Raw genomic sequence first — 16777 nt, 5'->3', positions numbered from 1 at the left:
CGGCAGAGCGCGCCATGCCGATAGATACGCTATCGCTCAGTGCTCTTCTTCGTTGGGCGAGAAGTTGGGCTCCTGAGCCAGGCGATCGATCTCGGCGCGAAACTCGTCGATATCCTGAAAGCGTCGATAGACCGAGGCGAAGCGGATATAGGCGACCTGGTCGAGGCGCTTCAAGGCGCGCATCACCTCCTCGCCGATCTCGCCCGCCTCGACCTCGCGCTCGCCGCGGGCGCGCAGGCGCTGGCGAATGCGTTCGACGGCGGCCTCGGTCGATTCGGCGCTCACCGGGCGCTTCTCCAGCGCGCGCAGCATGCCGTCGCGCAGCTTGCGTTCGTCGAACGATTCCCGCGAGCCGTCGGCCTTGATCACCCGCGGCATGACCAGTTCGGCGGTCTCGTAGGTGGTGAAGCGCTCGCCGCAGCCGGCGCACTGGCGACGCCGTCGTACCTGATCGCCCTCGGCGACCAACCGCGAGTCGGTGACCTTGGTATCGTTCTTACCGCAAAAGGGACAATGCATCGCTGGATATCCGCCGTGGAGCCAATCCCTTTAGTGTAACGGGAATGGGCCGTCGCGCGGAAATCGCCCGCTCCGGCGCCGGCTCACTCAGTCGTCCGCCCGACAGCGCGTTCACGGCTCCTCGCCCGGCGTGGCGGTTGTGAACCGGCGCCCCTTGAGACGCTCGATGACGCTTTCGATGTCATCGACCAGCAGGACCAGCAGATCGTCCTGGCCGGCCTCGGCGAAGGCCGCGTCGATGGCCTGGTGCTCGTCCATGATCAGCGCGACGCGGCATCTCCCTCCGCCGCGCTCGCCCGGCTCCCCCGCGGCCAGCGCTTCGGCGCCACGGCACAACAGCGCGGCGGTTTCACCCACAGCCCGCCCGCGCGGGTCGGTCTCGTAGATGTAGACCGTGTCGTGCATCCGGGCAAGCTGCGCGCCCAGTGCCATGAGGTCCTCGTCGCGGCGGTTGCCCGGTGCGCTGGCCACGGCGATGCGCCGCCGCGCCGGCAGGCAGTTCACCAGCTCGTCGAGGGCGATGAGCGCCGCGACGTTGTGGCCGTAGTCGACCAGCACCTGAACCCCATCGGCCACCAGCAGGTTGGTGCGTCCGGGATTCTGGCCGTGGGTGGGATGGAAGGTCTGCAGGCCACGCTGGATGTCGGCGATGCCCAGCCCCAGGGCATGGGCGGCGGCGCTGGCCGCCAGCGCGTTGGCGACGTTGAAGCGGGCATGGCCCTCGAAGGCGATGGGTACGTCGAAGACCGGAACGATCTCGGCCTGGACCTGCCCCTGGCGCATCACGATGCAGCCGTTGACCACGGTGAAGGCCACACCGTGCTCGCGGACATGACGGCGCACCGACGGCGAATCGGGGTCCAGGGAGAAAAGGATCGTCTCGCCCCGCGCCCACTCCCGGGCCGCCAGGACCCGCGAATCGTCGGCGTTGAGCACGGCGGTTCCGCCGTCGCGCACCGCGTCGATGACCACCGTCTTGCAGCGCGCCAGGTCGTCGAGGGTGTGGATGTCGCTTTCGCCGAGATGATCGCTGGCGATATTCAGCAACACGCCCACGTCGCAGGCATCGAAGCCCAGCCCGCGGCGCATGATGCCACCGCGCGCCACTTCGAGCACCGCGCATTCGGCGGTCGGCTCGCGCAGCACGATGGCGGCCGCCTGGGGGCCGCTGTAGTCGCCGCGCATGATCACGTGGTTGTCGATCTCGATGCTGCCGGTACAGGCCATGCCGACCTTGCGTCCGGCCTGGCGCAGCAGGTGCGCGAGCAGCCGCACCGTGGTGGTCTTGCCGTTGGTACCGGTGATCGCGACGATCGGGATGCGCCCGTCGTCGCCCTCGCCGAACAGCATGTCCACCACGTGGCGGCCGACCTCGCGCCCCTCGCCGTGTGTCGGCGACAGGTGCATGCGAAATCCCGGCCCGGCGTTGACCTCGACCACCGCCGCGGCCTGCTCCTCCAACGGCCGGCTCAAAGTCTCGGCCAGCAGGTCGATCCCGATGATGTCGAGCCCCACCAGCCGGGCGATGCGCTCCGCCATGTAGCGGACTTCGGGATGGACCTCGTCGGTCACGTCGGTGGCCGTGCCGCCGGTGCTCAGGTTGGCGGTGGGCTTGAGATAGACGATCTCGCCGGCGGCGATCACGCTCTGCAGGGTCAGGTTCTGCTGCTCGATCAGGCGCTGCGACTGCTCATCGAGCTGAATCCGGGTGAGCAGGTTCTCGTGGCCCAGGCCGCGCCTGGGGTCGCGGTTCTCGGCCTCCACCAGCGCCTGCAGCGTGGCCACGCCGTCGCCGACGACATGCGCCGGTCGCCGCCGCGCCGCGGCGACGAGCCTGCCGTCGATCACCAGCAGGCGGTGGTCGTCGCCGCGGATGTGCTGCTCGACGATCACCGACGAGTGGCGCCGGGTGGCGGCTTCGAAGGCCTCGCGCAGGATCTGGTCGTCGTGTATTCCGGTACTCACGCCGCGGCCGTGATTGCCCACCAGTGGCTTGACCACGAGCGGATAGCCCAGCGTTCGCGCGGCCTCGAGTGCCGCCTCGAGCGAGTCGCACACCCGGCCGCGCGGCACCGGGATGCCGGCGTCGCCGAGCAGTTGCTTGGTCCAGTTCTTGTCGTCGGCGATGCCATAGCCGATCAGGTTGGTACGCCCCGTCACGGTCGCCTGGATGCGCTGCTGGCGATGGCCGTGGCCGAGCTGCACGAAGCTGCTGTCCTCGCTCAGCCGCATCCAGGGAATGCCGCGCTGGTCGGCCGCGGCGACGATCGAGGCGGTGGAAGGCCCCAGCATATGCGCGTCGCGCACCGCCTTGAGCCGCGCGATGATCAAAGGCATGTCGATCGGCCGGCCATCGAACAGCCGCTCGACGATATCCACCGCCTCGACGCCGGCGGCCAGTCCGCAGGCCTCGTCCCGGTAGCGGTAGACGACGTTGTAGATGCCCGTTTCGCTGGTATCCAGGGTCTTGCCGTAGCCCACCGAGAAGCCGATCAGGTTCTGCAGTTCGATCGCCACGTGCTCGACGATGTGCCCGGCCCAGGTACCGCGCGCCAGGCGCTCTAGGAAGCCGCCGGGGCGACCGATCGAGCAGCGATGCTCCTCGAGGGTGGGCAGATGTTCGGTGATTCGCGCGACGATGCCGGGGACGGTGTCGCTCGGCCGCTGCTCGAGTTCGCCGATGTCCAGGCGCATGAAGATGGCCACGTAGCGGCTGTAATAGTTGGGTCCGCGCAGGGCGCGATGTTCGAGGATCTTCATCGGTGCTCCGCGAGGCAGGCCCGAAGCGCGCCGGCGTCGAGATAGCGGCGCGCCTCGACGTCGAAGCCGTGGCCGCTGATCAGGGCGTGCAGGATCATGTTCTCGATCGCCACCGGCGCGCCCATCGCCAGCTCGGCGATATTCGAGCTGGCCAGGTCGCGGCTGTCGATGATGATAACGTGGCCCGGGCCGATCGCCTCGAGCACGCCATGCCGGTGAATGATCACCGCGGCGTCCTCGCTGAGTCCGACCCCCAGGTGTTGCGGGTTGGCCGCCCCGACCTCCATCAGCCGCGTGAAGCGGCCGCGCTTGAGAAAATGGCTGTCGATGATCAGGCCCTCGACCAGCCCGAGCCCCGAGGACATGTTGACCGCGCCCTTGCGCAGGGCATCCTCGGCGACACTGTTGTAGATCATCGTGCTCGGCAGCGCCGCCGCGCCCGCGCTGGTGCCGGCCACCACCGCGCCGGCCCGCGAGCAGGCATGGATCGCCTTGAGCGCCGGCGAGCCGCCCATGACATGGGTCAGCCGCAACTGATCGCCGCCGGTGAAGAAGATCACCCCGCTGCGCTCGATCAGCCGCACGACGTCGCGCTCGGCCGCCTGCTGGCGATCCTCGATCGACAGCGTGTGGACCTGGCTCGCGCCCAGCCGCTCGAAGGCCGCTTTATAGATGGGCAGTATCTGCTCGGGGATCGAACTCGCGGTGGCTATCACCGCGACTTCGGCGTTGCCCGCCGGGGCGTGGGAAAACACCTGGTTGAGGATCGCCAGATCGGACGTGCGATCCTCGGCACCGCCGATGGCGATGAGCGGACCGCGAGCCGCCAGGGAGCATGCTGCCATTAGCCTTTCGCCGCCGAGCGACGCTTTTGAGAACGCACGGAACCGACGCGTGATTTCCGTTCCGGCCGTCAGTCGGCCAGGTGGAAACCTCCTGTTACTGCCAGTCTAGCCGTCTGCGCGGATCAGGCAGGCGTAAAGTATCGAAGGATCAGGGCGTTCGCCATGCCCGTTCAGTCCAGGCGGGCCTTCAGGGCCTGGCAGTAGTCCCGCCAGGCATCGCGCATCGCCGGCAACAGGGCGTGCGCATGCAGGGCGCCGTGGACCATGCCCGCCGCGCAGAAGTAGTCGATCTCGGCGCCGGTGGCGCGCCAGTCGGCGATCGCCGCCTCGAAGGGCCGCGTCAGCGGATCGCGCTCGACCGCCAGGGCGACGATCTGCGGCGCCGGCGAACGCGCTTCGCAGAGTTTCGAGACGCTGCGGGCGACCTGTCGCCAGCTGGCGAGCACCTCCTCGCGGGTGAGCAGCGGCGCGTCGGGGCCCAGGGTTTCCAGGCTGGGCGTACCCACCGGTGGGTAGACGAGCCCCAGCGGCGGCTGCCAGCCGAGCCGGCGCGCCAGGTCCAGCCCCAGCCTGGCCCCGGCGCTGTCGCCGACCAGCGCGACCGGCCGGGCCAGCTCGACGACCGCGTGGCAGTCGTCGATGGCCTGGCTGTAGTCGGCCTCGGGGGACAGGCGGTAATCGACGCTGATCACTTCGCGCTCGAGGCGCACCGCGAGGTCCGAGGCAATCCCATGGTGGCTCTTCACCGAGCCCAGGCTCCAGCCGCCGCCATGGATATAGAGAACGCATTCCGTGCCGCGGGCATCGGCCGCGGCACCGGCATTGACTCCTGACGGGCGCAGACGGCGCACCCTGACGCCGTCGAGGTCGGTATCCTCGACGCTCAGCGAGTCGGGATCCGGCGGGGCGAAGCTTTCGCACAGCGCCTCGTAGCGCCGCCGCGCGGTGAGCATGTCCTCGGCGTCGTTCACCGCCTGCATGCCGCGCTCGAAACGCCGGATGAAATCATCCACGCCGATATCGCTGGTGTTGTCCGCGCCGCTTGCTGGCATGGTGCCTCCTGCCTCGTCTATCTCAAGTTGACGCCTCCCGCCGGGGGATGGCGATGCGCCGCCCGGCCAGTGCCGGCCAGGCGCCGTCCCCACTGTGCGGCAAGGCGGCGATACGCGCCGCCACCGGTTCGGGGAACGGCCCCGGGCGGACGCTGTCGGTGGCGATCCCCATCAGCATCTGTTCGCTGGTCGCCAGGCACTCGCCCGCTTCGTCGAGCATGCTGAAGAATGCATGCAGGCGCTTGGCGTCACGGTCGATCAACACCACCTCGACCGTCAATGGCTGATCACGATGCGCCTCGCGGCGATAGCACAGATGGGTCTCCAGCGTATAGAGAGTATAGGCATGGCGCTCGCGCCCCGCGCCGTCGAGGCCGATCACCGCCATCAGCGCATCCACCGCCTGGGAGAACACCAGCGCATAGGCGGCATCGTTCATGTGGCCGTTGTAGTCGACCCACTCGGCCGCCACCGTGGTGGCCAGGATGCGCTGCGCGGCGCGGCCTGAATTCGCTTCGCTCATGAGCGTCTCCGTCAAATCCGGCCCTGGAGCCCTTCGGCCTCGGGCCAGTACTCCTCGACCAGCGCCAGCAGGCGCACCAGGAACTCGTCGCGGCGCGCTTCCAGCTCGGCGACCGAGCGACCGGCGGCCTGCTGTTCGCAACCCTCCGCCACCTTGTCGATCAACTCATCGGTGAGCTCCGGGGCCTCGAGCTTGGTCCACGGCAGCTTCAGCGCCGGGCCGAACTGCTCGAGCATGTGGCGCATGCCGCCATCGCCGCCCGCCAGGTGGAAGGTCAGGAAGGTGCCCATCAACGACCAGCGCAGCCCGCAGCCGTAGACCACCGCGGCATCGATCTCCTCGGTGGTGGCCACGCCGTCGTTGACCAGGTGCAGCGCCTCGCGCCACAGCGCTTCCATCAGCCGATCGGCGATATGCCCCTCGATCTCGCGGCGCACCACCAGCGGGCGCATCGCCAGGTCCTGATACAGTGCCTGGGCACGCTCGGTCTGGCCGTTGATGGTGGCCTCGCCGCCCACCAGTTCGACCAGCGGCAGCAGGTAGACCGGGTTGAACGGATGGGCGACGATCACCCGGCCCGGCGCCTTCGCGCAATCCTGTTGAAGATCGCTGGGCTTGAAGCCCGAGGTCGACGAGCCGATCACCGTCTGCGGATCGGCGGCGGCGTCGAGCTTGGCGAGGATCTCGCGCTTGAGCTCGAGCCGCTCGGGGACGTTCTCCTGGATCAGCTCGGCGCCCTTCACCGCCTCCTCGAGGCTGTCGACGAAGGTCAGCCGCGCCGGGTCGGCGCCCTCGGCCAGGCCCAGGCGCTCGAGCGACGGCCAGGCCTGCTCCACCGCGGTGCGGGTGCGGGCCTCGGCGCCGGGCGCCGGGTCGAAGGCGACCACGTCCCAGCCGCGGCCCAGCGCGCGGGCGATCCAACCGTTACCGATCACCCCGGTACCGATTACCGCTAGTTGCCGGCTCATGCCTCACCTCCTGCGGTTTTTTCGACCGTCTGTCCGGTATGCGGGTCGCGCAGCGCCAGGTGCGCGCGGGTCTCGGCGGGGGTCATGACCCGCGATCCGAGGTTCTCGATGAGCCCGGCAGCCTTCTCGACCAGCTCGCCGTTGCGCGCCAGTACACCTTTCTTGAGATACAGGTTGTCCTCCAGGCCGACCCGCGCGTGGCCGCCGAGCAGGGCCGCCTGGGCGACCATCGGCATCTGCGCGCGGCCGATGCCGAACGCCGCCCAGATGGCATTCGCCGGCAGCTTGTTGCGCATCGCCAGCATGGTCTCGGTGTCCGCCTCGGCGCCCCAGGGAATGCCCAGGCACAGCTGGAACAGCGGATCGCCGTCGATCAGTCCCTCCTGCTGGAGCTGGCGGGCGAACCACACATGGCCCAGATCGAAGCATTCGAGCTCCGGCTTGACGCCCGCGGCCTGCACCAGCCGGGCGTGTTCGCGCAGCCAGTCGGCGGTATTGATGTAGACCGAGTCGCCGAAGTTGAGGCTGCCGCAGTCCAGGGTGCACAGCTCCGGCAACAGCTCGCCTACCGGGGCGTGACGCTCGGCGGGGGTCTGGATGTCGCTACCCGGCCCGCCGCGGTAAGGATCCTGGGCGTCCGGCACCCAGTCGCCGCCGCCGCCGGCGGTGATGTTCATGACGATGTCGGTGTCGGCGTCGCGCACCCGCTCCATCACTTCCCGGAAGTGATCCTGCGAGTGGCTGATGCCGCCCGTCTCGGGGTCGCGAACGTGGATGTGCGCCACGCTGGCGCCGGCCTTGGCGGCCTCGATGCAGTTGTCGGCGATCTGCTTGGGGGTGATCGGCACGTTGGGGTTCTTGGCGGTGGTGTCGCCGGCCCCGGTGACCGCACAGGTGAGAATGACCTTGGATTGCATGGCTGTACTCTCTTAGAGATGGCTTGCTTAGAGGTGGCTTGTTCGGCGTGACCTTGTCGACGCAGCCTTTGAGCTGGCTGGAAGCGGCTGGCTTGAAATGCCTTACTTGAAGTGCCTTAAAAGTTACGCCCAGTGTCGTCGTTGAACGCCGTCATCAATTGACGAAAAGCGACAACGGATGCGCGTCACGCGCCTGAGGCGAACCGTCGGCACGGCTTCTGCCGTACCAGCTATCGGACGTCGCTCAAGACTCTCGGCACATGCCCCTCGAGTTCCATACAAGAAGTAACGAAGTGACGTTTTCGCTCGAATGAGCGAAATTTGTACTACAATGCTCAATTGAGCACACTTACACGAGGAGCGTCGTATGACCGTTGCAGTGCCAGCGCAGCATGAGGCCCGGGGAGCGGCCGTCATGCGCACCCTGCCGAACATTGCCAAAGAGTGGCGACTGTCCGGACCTGACATGGCTCACCTGCTGGGGGCCGCCGACTCCACCTACCGGCGCTGGAAAGCCCGGCCAGAAACCGCCCGCCTGGACGCCAATCAGTTCGAGCGAGCCTCCTACGTTCTCGGCATCTACAAGGCGCTGAAGTTGTTGCTGCCCGACCAGACGGCCATCGACCATTGGCTGCATACCCGGAACGCCAACCCCGTATTCAATGGTCAAGCGCCCATCGACCGGCTGAAAGCCGGAAAAATGGGCGATCTCTTTGTGGTGCGCCAGTACCTCGATGCAAGTCGAGGCTGGTGATGCATGACTATCCACGATCGCAGGTAGTGTGGTCGCCTTGTTATCGCATCGTCTCCTCGCGCTTTCCGCCCATCGATCTGTTCGAGGCCGTCAACCAAAACCCGGGGGATTGGGAGCTGCTCATGGAGGTGGAGATGGCAACCAATCCGCGCGTCAGGGATGAGCTGGGCACGATCCATCTAGTCTCGCCCGAGGATCGCCGGGTAGGACCGGGCTGGTCACCCATCATGGCCGCGTTCTGTCATATCAACCCCAACGGCTCGCGGTTTACCGATGGCTCATTCGGTGTCTATTACTGCGCACTCGTCGAAGCCACGGCCATCGCCGAGACGCGCCATCACACCGAGCGGTTTCTGCGTGACGCCTCCCAGCCACCGACGCGAGTGCAAAAGCGTGTGTACCTGTCCAACCTGGCAGCCGAGATGGTGGACCTGCGGGCGGAACCGCCCACTTCGCCGTTGCTCGACCCCGACGACTGGAGCGCCGGTCAGGCGCTGGGTGGAAAGCTCCGCGAAGGGCATCGCTACGGCGTGGTTTATCCCAGCGTGCGCCACCCAGGCGGGGAGTGTGCAGCGGTGTTCCGCCCCCCCGCCTTGAGCCCCGCCTGGCAGGGTCGCCATCTCGAATATGTCTGGAATGGAACGTCCATCAGCCACGTTTACGAAAGCACGCTCGTTTCCTAAGCCGAAGACGGAAGCCGGTGTCGAGGGCCGAACTCGCTCTCACCGAAGTGCGGGCCCTGAGGGCCTTTGTGGGAGGGGATTATTCCGAAGATGACCGCACCGGGACATGGGTATTGCTGGCCGGTCGAGGCTCATGGCTTGCGACGCTTGGTCTTCGCGGTGGGCACCGCCGCTCGGGGGTCCTCGGGCCAGGGATGCTTGGGGTAGCGCCCGCGCATGTCCTTGCGGACCTCGAAATAGCCCTGGTCCCAGAAGCTGGCAAGGTCGCGGGTCACCTGCAGCGGGCGTCCCGCCGGCGACAGCAGGTGCAGCATCACCGGTACGCGACCGCCCGCGAGCCGCGGCGTTTCGCCGAGCCCGAACAGCTCCTGCAGCTTCACGGCAAGCACCGGCTCGTCGCCGCGATAGTCGAGGCGGATACGCGAGCCGCTGGGCACGGTGAGATGCGTCGGCGCCAGCTCGTCGAGCGCCTGGCGGCTCTGCCAGTCGAGCCGGTCGAGCAGGATCCGCTCGAATGGCAAGGCATCGAGGCGATCGAGACGCCGAACTCCGTCGAGATAGGGTGCCAGCCAACTCTCCAGCGTCTCGAGCAGCCGCTGCTCCGACCAGTCGGGCCACTCGTCGCCGCATTCGCGGCGCAGCAACGCCACGCGCGCACACAATTGCTCGGCTTGCGGGTCGAGCGCGAGCCGACCGCGTCGGCGCAGCGCCGCCAGCAGTGCCGCACGCACCGCCTCCTCGGGCATCTCGCGCAGCGGGCGACTCTCCAGCACCAGCTCGCCCAGCGCCCTGACCTCTTCGCCGATCAGCCGTCCTTCGGAATCGCTCCATGTCAGACGGGCACGGAACTCCCGGGTCTCGGGAAACAGCGCCCCGAGGCGCGAGGGATCGATCGCGGCGGCGCGGAAGATCCGGGCCCCCTGCGCCTGGCCGTCGAGTTCCACCGCGACCAGCGCCTCGGCGTGACCCAGCGGGTGCGCGGCATCGATCAGGGCCAGGCTACCCGCGGCCAGCTTGAAACGTCCCGGTGCCTGGCGCAGCGCCACCCGCTCGGGATAGGCCATGGCCAGCAGTTCGCCGAGCGGCGCAAGCGTCCCTACCGCCAGGTCGCAACCGAGCGTCTCGGCCAGTCGCCGGGCATCGCGCTGCCACTGCCGATCCGCGCCCTTGGCCTGCCGCTCGGGCCGCGCGGCCAGGGTCGCCGCCAGGTCCCGCTCCTCGCCGCCGCCCCGCCCCTCGAGCAGGGCCGCCAGCCAGCAGGCCAGCGACCGCGCATCGAACTCGGCGGCCCGCTCGAGCATCACCGCCAGACGCGGATGCACGGGGTAGCGCGAACAGGCCCTACCCAGCGCGGTGAGACGATGGCCGTCGTCGAGCAGTCCCAGGCGTTGCAGCAAGGTACGCCCGGCGTCCAGCGCCCCCGACGGCGGTGGCGTCACCCAGTCCAACGCCTCGGGCTCGGCAATCCCCCAGCGCGCCAACTCGAAGGCCAGCGGTGCCAGATCGGCCTGGCGGATCTCGGGCTCGGCGTGGGCCGGCAGCGGTTGCTCCTCGGCCCACAGCCGATAGCAGATGCCGGGGCCCTGGCGGGCGGCGCGACCGCGTCGCTGGTCGGCGCTGGCCCGGCTGACCCGCCGCGTGGCGAGTCGCGTCAGCCCCAGGCGAGGCTGGAAGACCGGCTCGCGGGCGAAACCGCTATCGATGACAATGCGCACGCCGTCCACGGTGACGCTGGATTCGGCGATGGCGGTGGCCAGTACGACCCGCCGGCGCCCGTCGGTATCGCGGCTCAATGCCTGTTGCTGGGTCTCGAGCGGCAGCCGGCCGTGCAGTTCGCGAACCACCACTTCGCCGGACAGCCCGGCCAGTTCCCGGGCCAGCCGGCGGATTTCGCCGACACCGGGCAGGATCACCAGCACGTCGCCGGCCTCGCGGGCCAGCGCCTCGCGGACCACGGCGGCCTGCTGGGACGCCGCGACGTCGCGGCTGTTGAGGGGACGGTAATGCGTGGTCACCGGGAAGCTCAACCCCGGGCAGTCGATGAGCGGGACCTCTCCAAGCACGGCCTCGAGCGCCTCGACGTCGAGCGTCGCCGACATCACCAAGAGCCGCAGGTCCTCGCGCAGACCGGCCTGGGCGTCGAGCGCCAGGGCCAGGCCCAGATCGGCCTCCAGGCTACGCTCATGGAATTCGTCGAAGACGATACCCGCGATGCCTTCGAGCATCGGATCGTCCTGGATCAGGCGCGTCAATACGCCCTGGGTCACCACTTCCAGGCGCGTGCGGGCACTTACCCGGGTCTCGCCGCGCATGCGATAGCCCACCGTCTCGCCGACCGGCTCTCCGAGCCGCTCGGCCATGTAGCGGGCCGCCAATCGGGCCGCGACGCGACGCGGCTCGAGCAGCAACAGTCGCCCTTCGCCGCACCAGGGTGAGTCCAGCAAGGCCAGCGGCACGCGGGTCGTCTTGCCGGCGCCGGGTTCAGCCACCAGCAGCGCGCGGGAATGCGTGTCCAGGGCGCGCCGCACCTCGGGCAATCGCGCCTCTATCGGCAGGGCTTCTGCGGACCGGGCATCGGAAGCGGTCATCGTCTTGTCCATCTTACAATGGCGAACGGACCGGTACTTTTACCATCGCAACCGGCGACGCGAAATGCCGACCGCCGGAACGCCGGAACGCCGGAACGCCGGAACGCCGCTCATGCAGGCTCGCCCTCCTGCGAGGAAGGCGCGAAGAATCTCTCGCCGAGCCAGTAATCGAGCCCTTCCGCCCAGCCCGCCGGGCCTGGGCTACGGGTGCAGTAGAGGTGCGGATTGACGATCGAGACCGGCTGACGGTGCTCGCCGCGAATCAGCACCGCCTGGTCCACCGTCTCGAGCATCGAGGTGTCGTCGGGGCCGTCGCCCAGGCCCAGGGTCGCGGGCATCTCGCCGCGCAGCGCCTCGAAGCGGGCCATCAGCCAACGCAACGAGCGCCCCTTGTCGACATCGCCCATGACGTGCCAGAAGTGTCCGCCGCGGGTCAGCGTCAGTCCGTCGTTGTGCAGCGCCCTGCGGAAGACTTCCAGCGCCTCGTCGCTATCGTCCCAGAGCAGCGGTTCGCTGCCCTCGCGGATGCGCGACTGGCGCGCCTGCGGCTCGTCGAGCCCGGTCGCGCGCATGACCTCTTCGACGGTCATCTCGCGCATGCAGCGGTAATACAGCTTGAGCCGCTCGCGCAGTACCTCGAGGCGCCGCCACAGGAAGTCGTTGTCGACGCTCGGGGTCTTGACGCACAGGCCGTCGAGATTGCGTGGGTCACGGTCCAGCCGGGCGTGCTGCCAGCTCGCCGGCAAGCCGATCACCGCGCCGTTCTCGGCGATAAACGGCGAGTCGGCGAGTCCCAGGTCGAGCCGCAGCGACATCAGCTCGGCGCGGGTCTTGCTGGTTACCGGAATCACCGGGACGCCCGCCTGCTTCAAACGCTTCAGCCACGGCACGGCAGGCGACCAGTCATAGCTGTAGTGATCGAGCAACGAGCCATCCAGATCGGTGAAGATCAGGCGCGGGCGTTGCGACATGGGTTGCGTCATCACGACCTCCAGGAAATGCTTGGCGCCCCTCGAAGCCAGCGGGAGCCGCATCATGGCGATGAACATGCATGGAACGTGCCAACCGGAGCGACCGACAGCCCGGCGGGGCTCCGCATGCACCGCCGGTTCGACCGCTCCCTCACGATAGTCGATAGTCCCGCTTCGTTCAGGTCCCCAAAACCATGTCGGGCCGGCGATACGCCGTGGCGCGCCAAAGTGGCCCGACATCGGCTAGCCCCGTCGCGGTTAATCGAAAAATGGCGGATGCCAGCCCGACAATCCGCCCATTGGCGGCTGAAAAATGCTAGTATCGAAGCTAAATTGACATCAATAAATGAGTGCTTCCCCGACATGGAAACCACATCTCATTGCATCCTGGTCATGGGGGTTTCGGGATCAGGAAAGTCGCACATCGGACGCGACGTAGCCGCGTCAATTGGTGCTGAATTCGTCGATGCCGACGATCATCACAGTCCGACCAGCATCGCCAAGATGTCGCGGGGCGAACCCTTGAACGACGAGGATCGAGAAGGCTGGCTGGCCACGTTAGCCGACATCTTCAGGCGCTATAGAAGTGAGAACCGCCACGTGGTCATCGGTTGCTCGGCACTCAAGCGCCATTATCGCGACGTGCTGCGCCAAGGGGCACCCAACCTGAAGATTCTCTACCTTCACGGCAGTCGTGAAGTCCTGCTGCAGCGTCTCAACAACCGCGGCTCGCATTTCTTTGCCGGCGAGCACATGCTCGACAGCCAACTGAGCACGCTGGAGCCGCCGACTGCCGATGAAGCCTTTCGCGTCGATATCCGCGAATCGCCCAAGGCCATCGTCGAACAGTTCGAAAGCTATCTGAAGCTCGCCTGAGCGTCTGCTTCTTGCCTCGACATGCCTCGCTTATTGAACCGGCAATTTTACGAGCCATTGACATGAAAAAGGCGGGCCACAGGGCCCGCCTTTTTCAGCATCGCTCGTTTGGCTTTGAAAGCGCAGACGCTCGATTTCGGACAGCGATTAGGTGCGCTCAATGCGAGGCTTTTCGCTGGTGCTGCTCGGCTAGAGTGCACAAACCGGCCAGTGTCGCCTGGTCGCTATCGATCTCGCGAACCTCGAAACCCACCGCGGTCATCGCCCGACGATAAAGCGCGTTGAGCGTGCTCGACCCGACCAGAATCACCTCGCCAGCTTGCGGGTGAATTCGCCGTTGGCTCAGCACTTCACTGCCGATGGTCACCCCCGAGAGATAGCTTCCCACCTGCTCGCTCGCCAACCCTGAATAGAGATGACGACTGCGCGCCTCGAACAGCGCGTGCAGTATTCCCGCCGGATGACCGGCCGCCTCGAGCCCCTGGTCGAACGCCGCGGCCTCGAACTCCGCCGATTCGCGAGCCGGTTCGCCGGGCAGGGTGTGAAAGCGCACCGCATGGTAGAGCTCGCCGGTCATGGCGGTGGTGAAATCGACCAGTTGCGCATCGACGAGCCGCGCCCACTTGCTGTGCGTGCCCGGCAGGCAACACAGCGCCTCCCGGGTATTGCACAGCGACAGCGCACCGAAGGCCTGGATCTCCTCGCCGCGCATCACATCGACATGCGTGGCGTCGACGATCTTCACCCCCGGCACGATCCAGGCATTGTCGAGCCCCGGCGCGGGCACGACATGCGCCGCCAGATCGGCGGCACTCACCGGCAGGTCCAGTTGCGGCGCCTCGCTCCAGCCGCGCTTGGAGCCGACCATGCCGGCCAGGTAGATCGGCACGCTTTTAGCGCCCGACGCCGCGCCGCCCTCTTCGCGCCAGTCGCCCACCTGGGCGGCGCAATAGTGCGGGAATTCGGCACTGGAGAGCGAGCGCAGGCCGGCTTCGGAGCGGCGGCTATCGAGGCATTCGCCACTACTGCGATCGACCAGGAAGGCGCGGAAGTTGCTGGTCCCCCAGTCGATGGCGATCAGGCGATCGGAACCGGCGTGCGTAGCGTCACTCATGCGTCGGCCTCGCGCTCGAGTTCCGAGGCCTGGCTCAGGCCTTCCCTGATGCGCCGCCATTCACTGATCAGCCCGCGCGCCCTCTCGCCGACTTCATCGGCCGACCAGCCGGGCTTGTAGACGCTACCGCCGAAGCCGAAGCCGTCGATCCCGGCGGCGATCCAGTCGCCCATGTTGTGGACATCGATGCCGCCCACCGCGAATATCGGCATGTCGAGCGGCATCACCGCCTTGATGTCCTTGAAGTAGGCGGTTCCCAGACTGCCGGCGGGGAACAGCTTCAGCGCCGTCGCCCCGGCCTGGGCAGCGGCCAACGCCTCGGTCGGGCTCAGGCAGCCGATCATCGGCGCCAGCTCGAGTCTCGCGGCTTCGCTGACCACCAGCGGGTCGCTGTTGGGAGTGATCACCAGCGGCGCGTCGAGATCCGCCAGGCGCTGGCAGACATTGGGGTCGAGCACGGTACCGGCGCCGATCACCACATCGTCCGGGCAGCGCTTGGCGATCCGCTCTAGGCTCTCCCATGGTCGCGGCGAATTGAGCGGAATCTCGATCATCTTGAAGCCCGCCGCCACCAGCGCATCGAAGATAGCGTCGATTTCGTCCGGCCTGACGCCGCGCAGGATCGCCACCAGCGGCAGCTTTTCGAGAGCCGCATCCAGTGCGGCCCGGCGTGTCTCGTTCATAGCATTCTCCAGGGTTTCCAAGGCCTTACTCCGGTGGAGCGAGAGCCTTTCGAGCGATGGTCAGACCGGGGCGCGTAGCTAAGGCGAAAACGATTCAAGCGACGGAGTTTACGCTCGTAAATGGGTAAGCATGGATCGTTTTCAACACAGTATGACCGAGCGCAGATGGCTCCCGCCCAGCGGTCACCACTCGGCGATCGAGCCATCCTCGTGCGTCCACACCGGGCTACGCCAGCGATGGCCGACCTTGGCACGCTCCTCGACGAACGCCTCGTCGATCTCGACGCCCAGGCCCGGCCCCTGCGGAATCTCGCAGAAGCCGTCCTTGATCGACAGCGCCGACTTGTCCACCAGGTAATCGAGCACGTCGTTGTCCCGATTGTAGTGGATGCCCATGCTCTGTTCCTGAATGAAGGCGTTGTGGCTGACCGCGTCGACATGCAGCGAAGCCGCCAGCGTCAACGGACCCAGCGGGCAGTGCGGCGCCAGCGCCACGTCGTAGCAGGAAGCCAGCGAGGCGATCTTCAGGCCTTCGCTGATCCCGCCGCAGTGCGAGAGATCAGGCTGGATGATGTCGACCATGCCTTCGGTGAGCAGGTCGCGGAACTGGAAGCGCGTGTGCAGCCGTTCGCCGGTGGCGATCGGGTAGCCCAACCCGGTGGCGATGTGCTTGAGGCTCGGCAGGTGCTCGGGCGCCACCGGCTCCTCGACGAACATCGGGTGGTACGGTTCGAGCTCGCGCAGCAGCGCCTTGGCCATCGGCCGGTGCACGCGGCCGTGAAAGTCGATGGCGATGCCGACATCCGGTCCCACCGCCTCGCGGGCCTCGGCGACCCGCGCCACCGCGTCGTCGACCTTGGCGTGCGAGTCGACGATCTGCAGCTCCGGGGTGCCGTTCATCTTGAACGCCGTGAAGCCCTGATCGACGAGCGCCTTGGCGCCGGCGCCCACGTCGCTCGGACGATCGCCGCCGGTCCAGGCGTACATGCGCATCCTGTCGCGCACCTTGCCACCCAGCAACTGATAGACCGGCACGCCCAGGTCGCGCCCCTTGAGATCCCACAGCGCCTGATCGATACCGGCAATGGCACTCATCAGGATCGGCCCGCCCCGGTAGAAGCCGGCGCGATACAGGGTATTCCAGAGATGCTCGATACGATGCGGATCCTGGCCGATCAGGTAGTCGGAAAGCTCGTGCACCGCCGCCTCGACGGTCGCCGCGCGGCCCTCCACCACCGGCTCGCCCCAGCCGTAGCAACCCTCGTCGGTCTCGATCTTGAGAAACAGCCAGCGCGGCGGCACCTGCCAGGTTTTCAGCTTGGTAATTTTCAAGATTTCACCTATCTAGAAATTTTTGATCGCAGCCGTGGGAGCGAACTCATTCACAACCTATCGGGAACGAGTTCCCTCCCACCGGGCCCTTCAGACCCGGGTCCCGGGTCTAACCCACCAGCCACATGGCCAGGTTGGGCCACACCAGCAGCAGCGTCAGCACGCACAGCTGGATGGCGATGAACGGCAGCA

General features: G+C 67.3%; 15 protein-coding genes. 3 read left to right on the top strand and 12 right to left on the bottom strand.

All coding sequences use genetic code 11. The features are described from left to right. Positions 1 to 36: 36 nt before the first annotated feature. From nrdR to R6258_RS10555, 7 genes are all read right to left on the bottom strand, one after another. Positions 37 to 519 carry a transcriptional regulator NrdR gene (gene nrdR, locus R6258_RS10585; protein WP_136067396.1) on the bottom strand — a complete coding sequence of 161 codons (483 nt, stop codon included), beginning with the start codon at positions 517 to 519 and terminating at the stop codon, positions 37 to 39. A 111-nt stretch (positions 520 to 630) separates the two neighbouring features. Further along, the gene (cphA, locus tag R6258_RS10580) at positions 631 to 3279 is read right to left on the bottom strand and encodes a cyanophycin synthetase (RefSeq protein WP_318449990.1); all 2649 of its coding nucleotides are present in this window, start codon (positions 3277 to 3279) and stop codon (positions 631 to 633) included. After that, the gene (locus R6258_RS10575) at positions 3276 to 4124 is read right to left on the bottom strand and encodes a cyanophycinase (protein WP_318449989.1); all 849 of its coding nucleotides are present in this window, start codon (positions 4122 to 4124) and stop codon (positions 3276 to 3278) included. Before R6258_RS10575 ends, cphA begins: the two co-directional genes overlap by 4 nt. A 170-nt stretch (positions 4125 to 4294) precedes the next feature. After that, positions 4295 to 5176: an alpha/beta hydrolase fold domain-containing protein gene (locus tag R6258_RS10570; protein WP_318449987.1), complete on the bottom strand. Its 882-nt coding sequence runs from the start codon at positions 5174 to 5176 to the stop codon at positions 4295 to 4297. Positions 5177 to 5198: 22 nt separating this feature from the next. After that, the gene (locus R6258_RS10565; RefSeq protein WP_318449984.1) at positions 5199 to 5699 is read right to left on the bottom strand and encodes a thioesterase family protein; all 501 of its coding nucleotides are present in this window, start codon (positions 5697 to 5699) and stop codon (positions 5199 to 5201) included. An 11-nt stretch (positions 5700 to 5710) separates the two neighbouring features. Continuing rightward, positions 5711 to 6667, bottom strand: coding sequence for an L-carnitine dehydrogenase (locus tag R6258_RS10560; protein WP_318449982.1), 957 nt, complete (start codon positions 6665 to 6667; stop codon positions 5711 to 5713). Continuing rightward, positions 6664 to 7584, bottom strand: coding sequence for a 3-keto-5-aminohexanoate cleavage protein (locus R6258_RS10555; RefSeq protein ID WP_318449980.1), 921 nt, complete (start codon positions 7582 to 7584; stop codon positions 6664 to 6666). The genes R6258_RS10560 and R6258_RS10555 overlap by 4 nt, the downstream gene beginning before the upstream one ends. Before the next feature lie 367 nt (positions 7585 to 7951). On the opposite strand from R6258_RS10555, the gene R6258_RS10550 reads away from it, so the two are divergent. Both R6258_RS10550 and R6258_RS10545 read left to right on the top strand, forming a co-directional pair. Then, the gene (locus R6258_RS10550) at positions 7952 to 8338 is read left to right on the top strand and encodes an antitoxin Xre-like helix-turn-helix domain-containing protein (RefSeq protein WP_318449978.1); all 387 of its coding nucleotides are present in this window, start codon (positions 7952 to 7954) and stop codon (positions 8336 to 8338) included. 134 nt (positions 8339 to 8472) lie between these two features. Beyond that, on the top strand, positions 8473 to 9021 hold the full coding sequence (locus tag R6258_RS10545; RefSeq protein WP_318449976.1) for an RES family NAD+ phosphorylase: 549 nt from the start codon (positions 8473 to 8475) through the stop codon (positions 9019 to 9021). A 131-nt stretch (positions 9022 to 9152) separates the two neighbouring features. Here R6258_RS10545 and hrpB read toward each other — a convergent pair whose 3' ends face one another. Then, positions 9153 to 11609 (bottom strand): ATP-dependent helicase HrpB, encoded by a 2457-nt coding sequence (gene hrpB / locus R6258_RS10540; protein ID WP_318449973.1) that lies wholly within the window; start codon positions 11607 to 11609, stop codon positions 9153 to 9155. A gap of 110 nt (positions 11610 to 11719) precedes the next feature. Continuing rightward, on the bottom strand, positions 11720 to 12592 hold the full coding sequence (locus R6258_RS10535) for an HAD-IIB family hydrolase (RefSeq protein ID WP_318449970.1): 873 nt from the start codon (positions 12590 to 12592) through the stop codon (positions 11720 to 11722). Between the two features lie 351 nt (positions 12593 to 12943). Here R6258_RS10535 and R6258_RS10530 point away from each other — a divergent pair, with 351 nt between their 5' ends. After that, entirely contained in the window at positions 12944 to 13456 is a 513-nt protein-coding gene (locus R6258_RS10530; RefSeq protein WP_318449968.1) for a gluconokinase, read from the top strand. Positions 13457 to 13613: 157 nt separating this feature from the next. Here R6258_RS10530 and R6258_RS10525 read toward each other — a convergent pair whose 3' ends face one another. The 3 genes from R6258_RS10525 to dgoD all read right to left on the bottom strand — a co-directional run bounded on the left by R6258_RS10525 (position 13614) and on the right by dgoD (position 16585). Beyond that, positions 13614 to 14570: a 2-dehydro-3-deoxygalactonokinase gene (locus R6258_RS10525; protein ID WP_318449966.1), complete on the bottom strand. Its 957-nt coding sequence runs from the start codon at positions 14568 to 14570 to the stop codon at positions 13614 to 13616. Beyond that, complete coding sequence (locus tag R6258_RS10520; RefSeq protein WP_318449964.1) at positions 14567 to 15253, bottom strand: 2-dehydro-3-deoxy-6-phosphogalactonate aldolase; 687 nt, start codon at positions 15251 to 15253, stop codon at positions 14567 to 14569. Before R6258_RS10520 ends, R6258_RS10525 begins: the two co-directional genes overlap by 4 nt. Positions 15254 to 15436: 183 nt before the next feature. Beyond that, positions 15437 to 16585: a galactonate dehydratase gene (gene dgoD / locus R6258_RS10515; RefSeq protein WP_318449963.1), complete on the bottom strand. Its 1149-nt coding sequence runs from the start codon at positions 16583 to 16585 to the stop codon at positions 15437 to 15439. Between the last annotated feature and the right edge of the window lie 192 nt (positions 16586 to 16777).

Origin of the sequence: Halomonas sp. HP20-15 (assembly GCF_033446685.1) — a bacterium.
GTDB lineage: Bacteria > Pseudomonadota > Gammaproteobacteria > Pseudomonadales > Halomonadaceae > Modicisalibacter.
This window is presented reverse-complemented; position numbering and strand designations above follow the sequence as displayed.